Raw genomic sequence first — 10,314 nt, 5'->3', positions numbered from 1 at the left:
TGTTGCGGATCGTCACCTCGCCCTGGAACCCGCCCTGCCACTGCCCGGTGACCGCGTACCCGACGGCGCATCCGGTCCCGCCGGGCGGCGGCGTGGTCACCGGCGGCGCGGTGGTCGGGGGTGCGGTGGTCGGGGGTGCGGTGGTCGGGGGTGCGGTGGTCGGCGGTGCGGTGGTCGGCGGTGCGGTGGTCGGCGGTGCCGTGGTGGGGGTGGGCGTCGGCGTGGTGGTCAGCTTCGCCGCGATGACCGGGGCGAGCCGGGCCGTGATCGCCCGGTGCCCGGCGTCGTTCGGGTGCACCGAGTCGCTCAGCCCGTCGGCCGGCAGCCAGCCGGTGGTGTCCACGTAGAACACGTTGCGGTCGCCGCCGCCGGTGACCGTGCTGACGGCGGCGGCGGTCTCCGCGGCGTACCGGCCGCTGAAGGTGCGCAGCGCGAAGATCGCCGCGCGCGGGTACTTGCCCCGCACGGTACGGATGAACGTGGCGTACTGGTTCTGGAAGTCCGTGCCGCTCACCCCGTGACTGCGGTCGTTGGTGCCCAGGTTGATCACCACGGCGTCGGCCTGGTAGCGGCTGAAGTCCCAGGCCGGACTGTTCGCCGCGTACCCGGTGCGGAGGAACTGGCTGGCGACGCTGACGCAGCCGTCGGCGGTGGCGACGAGGCAGCCCCCGCCGTAGCCGAGTTGGGTGTGTTCGGTGCCGAGCTGCTCGCCGGTCAGCCAGCCGTACGCGGTCAGCGCCGTGCGGGACGAGGTGGTGCCGAGGGTGATGGAGTCGCCGACGAACTCGATCAGCTGGGGCCGGACCGCCGCCGGCAGGGTACGCGCGCCCGAGTCGAGGGTGAGCCCCTGGAACACCGCGTCGCCGGTGTACGAGCCGGCGACCACCCGGTACGACACCACAAGCGTGTGGTTGCCGGCGCGCAGCGGGGTCGGGGTCAGGTTGACCGTGCCGCTGACGTTGGTCAGATAGCGGAAGTCGGCCCCGTCGATGCTGTAGTAGAGGTCGATGGTGCGGCGCTGCCGCAGCTTGACAGTGGTGCCGGTGAACCCGGTCTTCAGGTAGGCGCCCGCCCAGTTCGGCACGTACGCGCTGCTGTTGCTGCGGTCCCAACGGCCGACGAAGGCGATGTTCGCGTCGGTGGGGGAGCCGTCACCGGTGGCGGCGCTGGCCGGGGGCAGGCCGATGAGGGTGGCGGCCAGCACCGCCACCACCCCGGCGGCTCCCGCCGCGAGGATCGACCGACTGCGGGACACGGGCATGGGGACGCTCCCTCTCCGGGCCGTCCGTGCCGACGCACGACGACGGCTTTGCAGACCTAAGACATTCACCATCATCTAAGCCTGCGGGCCGGGGGGACACAACAGGTGACGGTGCCTACCGACCACCGCGCAGGCCGAGTCGGCGCAGCTCCAGGGCGGCGAGCGCGTCAACGGTGGCGTCGTCGCCCCGCCGCCACGCCTGCGCCACGTCGGGGTCGATCCGGGTCAGCCTGCGCAGCGGCTGACTGGTCAGCGCGCGCAGTGCCAGCAGGTCCCGGCCGGCCGGCCCGGCGGCGAGGGCCTTCGCCGACGCGGCCCGGCGCATCCAGCGCAGCCGCAGCGGCAGCCAGCCGAACAGCACCAGGCCGAGCGGGAAGACCAGCACCGCGATGCTCAACGCCCACGCGAGCTGACCGACCAGGTCCTGCTGGTCGCGGCCGGCCTCGGCCACCGCGCGGGCGGCGTCGGCGGCCTTGGTGAACGGGCCGGTCAGCTCGTCGCCGACCAGCGGCACCCGGCCCACCTTGCCACCGGCCTCGGCCAGGTTGTCGGCGAGGCCGCCGCCGGCCCCCTCCAGCTTCCGCCCCGGTACGGCAAGCTTCTCCACCAGGTCGTACAGCCACATCGCGAAGCGGATCGCCGCATAGACCCAGGCGACGACGAGGAGATCGGTGAGGAACTGACGGAGGGCGACCGGAAAACGGTCAGCGTAGATCTTCACGGCCGACAGCGTGCCACGACGCGGGCCGCCCGGCACCCCCCGCGCGCCCGGCGGCCGGCTCACCGGGGGCGGACGGCCCCTCCCCGGCATGGCTGACCGCGTCGGCGACGATGTGCGCGACGTGCTCGTCGACCAGGGCGTAGGCGATCTCCCGGCCGCGCCGGGAACCCCGCACCACCCCCGCGCCGCGCAGCACCCGCAGGTGCTGGGAGACCAGCGGCTGCGGTGCGCCGAGCTGCTCGACCAGCTCGTGCACGCACCGCTCGCCCTGGGCCAGCTCGCTCACGATCGCCAGCCGGATCGGCGCGGACAGCGCCCGGAGCAGCTCGCCCGCGCCCTCGAAGGCGTCGTAGCCGTGGGTGCCGGTCACCCCGTAACGGTAACCAATACCAGTGACGGTTCGTCGGTCGGCGTCACCGCAGCACCACCTCGTGCGGCTCCGGCGCGCTGACCACGGCCGGGGTGGCCCGGCGGCGCAGCACCCGCCGGGCGGCCGCGGCCAGCGCCACCACGAGGAACGACGCGATCGCCAGCAGCACCACCGAGGCGCCGGGGGCGGTGTCGGCGGTGGCCGCCACCCACACCCCCGCCCCGGCGGCGAACAGGCCGAGCGCCATGGCCGCCGTCATGGTGCTGCGGAAGCCCCGGGTGACCTGCTGCGCGGTGGCCACCGGCACCACCATCAGCGCGCTGATCAGCAGGACGCCGACGGCCCGCATGGCGATGGTGACGGTGACCGCGGTGGCGACCGCCAGCAGCATGTTCAACGCCCGCACGGGCAACCCGGCGACCCGGGCGTACTCCTCGTCGTGGCAGACCGCGAACAGCGCCGGGCGCAGCGCCAGCATGAGCACCGCGATGCTCGCGCCGAGCACCGCGATGGTGGTCAGGTCGGCGGGGGAGGTGGTGGTGAGCGAGCCGAACAGGTAGGCGTTGAGGTTGGCGCTGCTGGCGTCGGAGAGACCGACCAGCATCACCCCACCGGCGATGCCGCCGTAGAACAGCAGCGCCAGCGCCAGGTCGCCGGAGGTGCGACCCCGGGCCCGGACCAGCTCGATGGTGACCGCACCGAGGATCGCGGCGACCACCGCCACCAGCACCGGGGACCGGTTGAGCAGCAGGCCCGCCCCGACGCCGGTGAGCGCGACGTGGCCGATGCCGTCACCGATCAGGGCCAGCCGCCGCTGCACCAGGTAGATGCCGAGGGCGGGGGCGGCCAGCCCGATCACCAGGGCACCGACCAGCGCCCGCTGCATGAAGTCGTACTGGAAGAGGTCCATCGTTCAGCTGCTCCACAGCCCGGCGGGCTCCTCGGGACCGTGCGGGTGCACGTGGTCGTGGTCGGGTTCGGCGTGGTGCCCGGCCGGTTCGGGCACCGGGCCGTCGTGGCAGACGCCACCCTGGTGCACCACCACCGCCCGGCTGATCAGCGGGCGCAGCGGTCCCAGCTCGTGGGCGACCAGCAGCACCGTCCCGCCGCCGGCGGTGAACTCCCGCAACGCCCCGGCGAACGCCTCCTGGCTGGCCGCGTCGACCCCGGCGGTCGGCTCGTCGAGCACCAGCAGCTCCGGCTCACCGGCCAGGGCGCGGGCGATCAGGGTGCGCTGCTGCTGGCCGCCGGAGAGGGTGGCCACCGGGTCGCGGGCCCGGTCGGCGAGCCCCACCGCGCGCAGCGCCGCGTCCACCGCGGCCCGGTCGGCCCGGCCCGGCGGGCGCAGCACGCCCCGGCGGGCCAGCCGCCCCGAGGCCACCACCTCACGGACAGTTGCCGGCACGCCGCTGCCGGCCCCGAGGCGCTGCGGGACGTACCCGATCCGGTGCCACTGCCGGAACCGGCGCTGCGGGACGCCGAACAGCTCGACGGTGCCGGCACCCAGCGGGACCAGCCCGAGTACGGCCCGGATCAGGGTGGACTTGCCGGAGCCGTTGGCGCCGAGCACCGCCACCACCTCGCCGGCGGTGACGGTCAGCGAGACGTCCCGCAGCACCGGGCGGCCGTCGTAGCCGGCGGTGGCGTGCGCGACCTGGATGACGGGAGCGGTCACGAGCACCCCAGGGCGGTACGGAGCGTGGTCAGGTTGGTGCGCATCACCGAAAGGTAGTCCCCACCCCCGTCAGCGGAGAGCCCTTCGATCGGGTCGAGCACCGCGGTCTTCGCGCCGACCTCGGCGGCGATGGTCTCGGCGACCTTCGGGCTGACCAGCGTCTCGAAGAAGATCGTGGTGGCGCGGTGCTCGCGGGCCTCGCGGGCGACCTCGGCCAGCCGCTGCGGGGCGGGCTCGGTGTCGGGGGTTAGCCCGGTGAGGCCGATCTGCTCCAGCTGGTAACGCTCGGCGAGGTAGCCGAACGCGGCGTGGCTGACCACGATCTCCCGGCGCTGGCAGGTCTTCAGGCCGGCGGCGTACTCGGTGTCGAGCTTCTCCAGCTCGCCGCGCAGCGTCCGGGCCCGGGTCGTGTAGTCGGCGGCCCGGTCCGGGTCGACGGCGCCGAGCCGTTCGGCGAGCCTGTCGGCGACGGTGGCCAGCCGGGTCGGGTCGAGCCAGAGGTGCGGGTCCTTGCCGCCGCTCTCCTCGGCGTGACCGTCCTCACCCTCGTGGTCGTGCCCGTCGGCTGTCGCGTCGCGCAGCGGTGCGACGGTCGTCACGTCGAAGGCCCGGTCGGCGGCGTTCTGCGCGACCGCCTCGTCCACCGCCGGCTGGAAGCCCTTGAGATAGAAGACCAGCTCGGCCTCGCTGACCTGGCCGACCTGGCGCGGGTTGAGTTCCAGGTCGTGCGGTTCCGCGCCCGGCTTGGCCAGGTTGGTGACGGTGACCGCGTCCCCGCCGACCCGCTCGGCGACGAACTGGAGGGGATAGAAGGCGGCGACCACGTCCACCCGGTCCGGGTCGGCCCCGGCGCCCTCGGTCGAGCAGGCGGTGCCGCCGGTCAGGACGAGCAGGGCGGTGGCGGCGGCGGTCAGGGCGCGGAGCGGGGTGCGGGAGGTCATGTCGGCAACTGTCCGTGAAAACGAGAATGATTGTCAAAAACGCATGGGTGCATGTCAGAAGAGCTTGACCAGGGCCACCGCCACCAGCAGCGTCAGCATCACCAGCCGGATCAGCCGGGTCTGCGGTGCCTGCACCGGCCAGGTGACCGTCAGCAGGTAGGCCAGCCCTGCGGCCAGCGCCAGCAGGAGCAGCCCACCGACCGGGCCGGGCGCGAAGAGCGCCACCAGCACCAGCGCCAGGGTGGCGAGGAACACCGACGTCGGGTTCGCCCGGGCCAACCGGGCCAGCAGAGGGCGCTGCGTAGGCTGCATCCCACAGACTCTACGAGGAGGAACCCGGTGCTGGTCACCAACCGGTTCGTGGTCGCCGTCGAGGCGTCGGACGACTTCACCGCCCGGGCGCACGCCGCGCTGGCCGCGCTCGCCGCCCGCCCCGGCTACCTGCGCGGTGAACTCCTGCGCGCCCTCGACGACCCCCGGCACTGGTGCCTGCTCACCGAGTGGGAGTCGGTCGGGACGTACCGGCGGGCGCTGGGCGGGTTCGACGTCAAGATCACCGCCGTGCCGCTGCTCGCCGAGTCGGTCGACGAACCCTCGGCGTACGAGACGCTGGCCGGCGCGGCCCCCGACGGCGAGGTGGTGGTCGTCGACAGCGACCGGGCCGCGCGTCCGCACCGCTGAACCACATCCGGCTGCGTGTCCGGTAGCAGCGAGTCCGATCGGGCCGCGCGTCCGCAGCGTCGGGCCCGGGGGCACTACCCTGCTCCTATGACCGCTCCCGGCCCGGCAGCCCCACCGCCGTACCCCGCGACACCCGGCCCGGACGGCGCACCGCCGCCCGCCGCCCCGGGTGGCCCGGGAACCCCCACCCCGCCGGGTGTCCCGGGCGTGCCCACCCCGCCGTCGGACCCGGGGGTCCCCCCGCCGCCCCCGGGGCCCGGGGTCGCCCCACCGTTCGCCGCCCCGCCCACCGAGGGCAGCCGCAAGCGGCTCTGGCTGGGCCTCGGCGTCGGCGCGCTGGCCCTGCTGATCTGCTGCGGCGGCGGTGGCGCGGCAGCCGTCGGGCTGGTGGTCAGCAACGTGCAGGCCATCGAGGAGCAGGGCCAGGCGGTCACCGACGACTACTACCGCGCCCTGGTCGCCAAGGAGTACGGCAAGGCCTACGACACCCTCTGCGAGGACGCACGGCGGCGGGAGTCGCGGGGCGAGTTCACCCGCCGGGTCGCCGAGGAGCCGGCGGTCGCCAGCTACCGGGTGGGCGACGTCGACCCGCAGACCCTGACCGTGCCGGTCGACGTCACCTTCAGCGGCGGCGGCCGGGACACCCAGCAGGTCACCCTCGCCGCCGACCAGCAGAGCGGCGGCATGGAGGTCTGCGGGGTCAGCTGAGCCGTCCCCGGTATTCTGCTGGGCCCGGGGCGCTGCTGGTCGTACCGTTGTCCCGGGCCGTCCGGTCCCACCCGTCTTCATGGCCACGCCGACCGCCAGCCGGCGTAGGAGGAAACATGCCAGCCGACCGTATCGACGCCGTCGTCAGCCTCGCCAAGCGCCGAGGCTTCGTCTTCCCCTCCAGCGAGATCTACGGAGGCACCCGGTCGGCGTGGGACTACGGTCCGCTCGGCGTGGAGCTGAAGGAGAACGTCCGCCGGCAGTGGTGGAAGGCGATGGTCCAGCAGCGCGACGACGTCGTCGGCCTCGACTCGGCGGTCATCCTCGCCCGCAAGGTCTGGGAGGCCAGCGGCCACCTCGCCGAGTTCGTCGACCCGCTGACCGAGTGCCAGTCCTGCCACAAGCGGTTCCGCGCCGACCACCTGGAGGAGGCGTACGCCGAGAAGCACGGCAAGCCGCTGACCTCGTTGCAGGAGCTGAACTGCCCCAACTGCGGCAACAAGGGCACCTTCACCGAGCCGAAGATGTTCAACGGCCTGATGAAGACCTACCTCGGCCCGGTGGAGAGCGACGAGGGCCTGCACTACCTGCGCCCGGAGACCGCCCAGGGCATCTTCGTCAACTACAACAACGTGGCGACCGCCGCCCGCAAGAAGCCGCCGTTCGGCATCGCGCAGACCGGCAAGTCGTTCCGCAACGAGATCACCCCGGGCAACTTCATCTTCCGCACCCGCGAGTTCGAGCAGATGGAGATGGAGTTCTTCGTCGAGCCCGGCTCCGACGAGCAGTGGCACGAGTACTGGTTGCAGGAGCGCTGGAACTGGTACCTCGACCTGGGTCTGTCGGAGGAGAACCTGCGCTTCTACGAGCACCCCAAGGAGAAGCTCTCCCACTACTCGAAGCGCACCGTCGACATCGAGTACCGGTTCCGGTTCGGCGGCACCGAGTTCGCCGAGCTGGAAGGGGTCGCCAACCGTACCGACTTCGACCTGGCCACGCACAGCAAGCACTCCGGGGTGGACCTGTCGTACTTCGACCAGACCCGCAACGAGCGCTGGGTGCCGTACGTCATCGAGCCGGCCGCCGGCCTCACCCGCGCGGTGCTGGCGTTCCTGCTGGAGGCGTACGACGAGGACGAGGCCCCGAACACCAAGGGCGGCGTCGACAAGCGCACCGTGATGCGCTTCGACCCCCGGCTGGCCCCGGTCAAGGTGGCGGTGCTGCCGCTGTCGCGCAACGAGGCGCTCTCGCCGAAGGCCAAGGGGCTCGCCGCCCAGCTCCGTAAGCGCTGGGTGGTCGAGTTCGACGACTCGCAGGCGATCGGCCGCCGCTACCGCCGGCAGGACGAGATCGGCACCCCGTTCTGCGTCACCGTCGACTTCGACACCCTCGACGACGACGCGGTGACCGTGCGGAACCGGGACACCATGGCCCAGGAGCGGGTCGCCCTCGACCAGGTCGAGCGCTACCTGATCGAGCGCCTGCCCGGCTGCTGACCGGCGAGCACCGCCGGACGGCCCCGCCCCGCTGACCGGGGGCGGGGCCGGTCCGTTCTCCGGCATCGGTGGAGAGCCCTGTCCGTCCGGTCCTTGAGCCGGTGGGTGGGTCGTGCCAGCATTCCCCGTGCTGAATGTCGACACGGGGGTGGGAATGACGCACGAGCCGCAACCTGACCATGATCATGTTCCGGAGCGCCGCCGCCTCCTGCGCCGGGCCGCCGCGGTCGCCGTCACCACGGCCGGCGCGGGTGTCGCCGCCACCGTCGGCCTGCCCGGCACCGCCCACGCCGCCCCGGGCGACCACCTCACCATGGGTACGACCAACGATGCCGGTCCGGCGACCACCACGCTCAGCCTCGGCTACGCCGGACTCACCCTGAGGAACACCGCGGGTGCGCCGTTGCGACTGGTACCCGGCGAGCAGGTCTACCCGCAGGTGCTGGACTCGCCGACCGGCACCGTCGCGGTGGACCCGCTCGGCGACGTGTTCGTCCAGGCCGGCCGGCCCGGCGACGAGGTCAACAGTTGGCTGTGGACGAGCGAGTGGGCGACCACCTCGGTCCCGGTGCGGCCGACCCGGGTGCTGGACAGCCGGGACCCGGACCTGCGCCGCACCATCGTCGCGGGCGCCTCGACGCTCGACCCGACGGGACGGCTCACCCCCGGTAACCCCATCGTGCTGAGCCTGGACCACCTGGTCCGCGACGGCTACGCCCTCAAGGGCAACGTGACAGTGGTCGGCATGACCGGTCCGGGCTTCCTGACGGCCTGGGGCAGTGGTACCAGGCCGACCGTGTCGACGGTGAACTGGTCGGCCGCCGGTCAGATCCTGTCGAACTTCCTCTTCGCCGAGCTGGGCACCCTCGGCGGGTACCGCAGCGTGCTGACGGTGCAGGTCTCCGCGCCGACCCACGTGATCGTCGACCTGACCAGCCTGCTGGTCGGCCACCCGAGCCAGATCGTCGCGGTCGGCGGCGGTGCCGCCCCGGCGAGCGCCGCCGAGGCCGCGCCCCCGGTGGAGCCCGCCCCGGCGGCGGCCGCCCCCGGTGAGCCGGTCGTCCTCGGCCAGCGGAACAGCCCCGGCGTCACCACCGTGACCAGCGCCGCCCCGGACGGTGCCGCCACCCTGGCGCTGCGGAACCCGAACGGGGCGACGCTGGAGCTGACCCACAGCGACCTGCACGTGGCAAGCGATCTCGCCGTGGGTACCCTCGGAGTCGGCGTGTACGGGCTGGAGGTCGGCAACGGCACTTCCGTGGGGCGAATCTCGGACGCGGCGTTCAGCACGTCGAACGCGACCATGCTGGTGCCTGTCGCACCGACCCGGCTCCTCGACACCCGCAGCGCCGCCGGCCGGGCCCGGCTGCTGGAGGGCGGCGGCCGGATCGACGGCCGGGGGCGGGTGCTGGCCGAGACACTGCTGATCGTGCACCTGCGCGACATCGTCGAGTACGGCGACGGGATGTTGGGCAACATCACCGTGGCCGACACCACCCAGGGCGGCTTCGCCACGGTGTGGGGCACCGGCAGCCTGCCCACCGCCTCCACCATCAACTGGTGGACCGCCGGCCAACTGCTCTCCAACGGCGTGATCACGCAGCTCGGCGGTTACGAGACGGTCGGCGGCGACTACTACCCGGACGTGGTCGCCATCTACCTGCAAAAGAGCGCGGCGGCGGTGATCCTCGACGCGACCGGCCTGCTGGTGCGCCATCCGGATTCCGCGGTCGTCAATGCCCCGACGTCGACCCGTACCGCCGCCGGCTCCGCCGGCCGTCGGGCCCGGGCCCGGGCGATCAGGCAGGCCGCCGAGCGCGGCGACCGGGCGGTGCGGGCCGATGCGTGACCACGGAACCGGGAAGCGGGACATGAACACCGACGAGACCCCGTCCACCAACCGCCGTACGGTCATCCGGGCCGGGGTGGCCCTCGGCGTCGGTGTCGGCGCGACCGCGCTGGCCGGCACGCCGGCCGACGCCGCGCCCGGTGCGCCGGTGATCGGCGGGCAGCTCAACGACGCGGGCGAGGCCGGGACGGTGCTGGTCGGTGGCTCGTCGGCGAACCCGACGCTGGCGCTGGCCGGCACCGACCCGATGCTGCGGCTGTTCCCGACGCCGGACGACGCCATCCCGGCGGAGCTGCCGACCGGCTCGCTCGCCGTCACCCCCACCGCCGAGCTGGTGGTCGGCGGTCGGGACGGTCGTCGGGCGTACGTCAACACGTCGCGCTGGTCCAACCGCATCGTCGCCGTCCCGCCGGCGCGGCTGCTGGACACCCGGGCGCTGGCCAGCTATTCCGCCAACGTCCTCGCCGGTGCCGACGGGGTGGTGTCGGGCCGGTTGCAGGCGGGCCGGACGCTGTACCTGACCGTAAGTCGGGTCCCGGCGGGGTCCTACTACGCGCCGGTCGGTGCCTACCTCAACATCACGGTGGCGAACACGGTCTCCGGCGGAGTGCT

11 protein-coding genes and 1 pseudogene are annotated in these 10,314 nt (G+C 73.4%); 5 read left to right on the top strand and 7 right to left on the bottom strand.

Features of this window, described 5'->3' with window-relative positions; translation table 11 throughout:
• From ACOJTC_RS10470 to ACOJTC_RS10440, 7 genes and pseudogenes are all read right to left on the bottom strand, one after another.
• A partial coding sequence (locus tag ACOJTC_RS10470; protein ID WP_420116707.1) for a GDSL-type esterase/lipase family protein occupies nt 1-1,261 on the bottom strand: 1,261 nt, incomplete at its 3' end.
• Between the two features lie 115 nt (nt 1,262-1,376).
• A complete protein-coding gene (locus tag ACOJTC_RS10465) occupies nt 1,377-1,982 on the bottom strand; it encodes a hypothetical protein (protein WP_204926310.1) in 606 nt (201 codons plus the stop codon).
• Between the two features lie 67 nt (nt 1,983-2,049).
• Nucleotides 2,050-2,352: pseudogene (locus ACOJTC_RS10460) on the bottom strand (ArsR/SmtB family transcription factor); the annotation flags it as partial.
• 43 nt (nt 2,353-2,395) lie between these two features.
• Complete coding sequence (locus ACOJTC_RS10455; protein ID WP_204926311.1) at nt 2,396-3,262, bottom strand: metal ABC transporter permease; 867 nt, start codon at nt 3,260-3,262, stop codon at nt 2,396-2,398.
• Nucleotides 3,263-3,265: 3 nt separating this feature from the next.
• Nucleotides 3,266-4,027: a metal ABC transporter ATP-binding protein gene (locus tag ACOJTC_RS10450; protein ID WP_420116706.1), complete on the bottom strand. Its 762-nt coding sequence runs from the start codon at nt 4,025-4,027 to the stop codon at nt 3,266-3,268.
• On the bottom strand, nt 4,024-4,968 hold the full coding sequence (locus ACOJTC_RS10445; protein WP_357932151.1) for a metal ABC transporter substrate-binding protein: 945 nt from the start codon (nt 4,966-4,968) through the stop codon (nt 4,024-4,026). Before ACOJTC_RS10445 ends, ACOJTC_RS10450 begins: the two co-directional genes overlap by 4 nt.
• A 54-nt stretch (nt 4,969-5,022) precedes the next feature.
• Nucleotides 5,023-5,280: a DUF6703 family protein gene (locus tag ACOJTC_RS10440; RefSeq protein ID WP_204926314.1), complete on the bottom strand. Its 258-nt coding sequence runs from the start codon at nt 5,278-5,280 to the stop codon at nt 5,023-5,025.
• Nucleotides 5,281-5,307: 27 nt separating this feature from the next.
• On the opposite strand from ACOJTC_RS10440, the gene ACOJTC_RS10435 reads away from it, so the two are divergent.
• The 5 genes from ACOJTC_RS10435 to ACOJTC_RS10415 form a co-directional block, all read left to right on the top strand.
• Nucleotides 5,308-5,649: an antibiotic biosynthesis monooxygenase family protein gene (locus ACOJTC_RS10435; protein ID WP_204926315.1), complete on the top strand. Its 342-nt coding sequence runs from the start codon at nt 5,308-5,310 to the stop codon at nt 5,647-5,649.
• A 207-nt stretch (nt 5,650-5,856) separates the two neighbouring features.
• Nucleotides 5,857-6,357: a hypothetical protein gene (locus ACOJTC_RS10430; RefSeq protein ID WP_357932239.1), complete on the top strand. Its 501-nt coding sequence runs from the start codon at nt 5,857-5,859 to the stop codon at nt 6,355-6,357.
• Between the two features lie 116 nt (nt 6,358-6,473).
• Nucleotides 6,474-7,853 carry a glycine--tRNA ligase gene (locus tag ACOJTC_RS10425; protein WP_204926316.1) on the top strand — a complete coding sequence of 460 codons (1,380 nt, stop codon included), beginning with the start codon at nt 6,474-6,476 and terminating at the stop codon, nt 7,851-7,853.
• 154 nt (nt 7,854-8,007) lie between these two features.
• On the top strand, nt 8,008-9,702 hold the full coding sequence (locus ACOJTC_RS10420) for a hypothetical protein (protein WP_420116705.1): 1,695 nt from the start codon (nt 8,008-8,010) through the stop codon (nt 9,700-9,702).
• On the top strand, nt 9,695-10,314 hold a 620-nt coding region (locus ACOJTC_RS10415; protein WP_420116704.1), incomplete at its 3' end, for a hypothetical protein. The genes ACOJTC_RS10420 and ACOJTC_RS10415, both read left to right, overlap by 8 nt.

The organism is Micromonospora sp. (assembly GCF_048594385.1).
Lineage (GTDB): Bacteria > Actinomycetota > Actinomycetes > Mycobacteriales > Micromonosporaceae > Micromonospora > Micromonospora wenchangensis.
The sequence above is the reverse complement of the archived record's forward strand: the minus strand, read 5'-3'. Positions and strand labels throughout refer to the sequence as shown.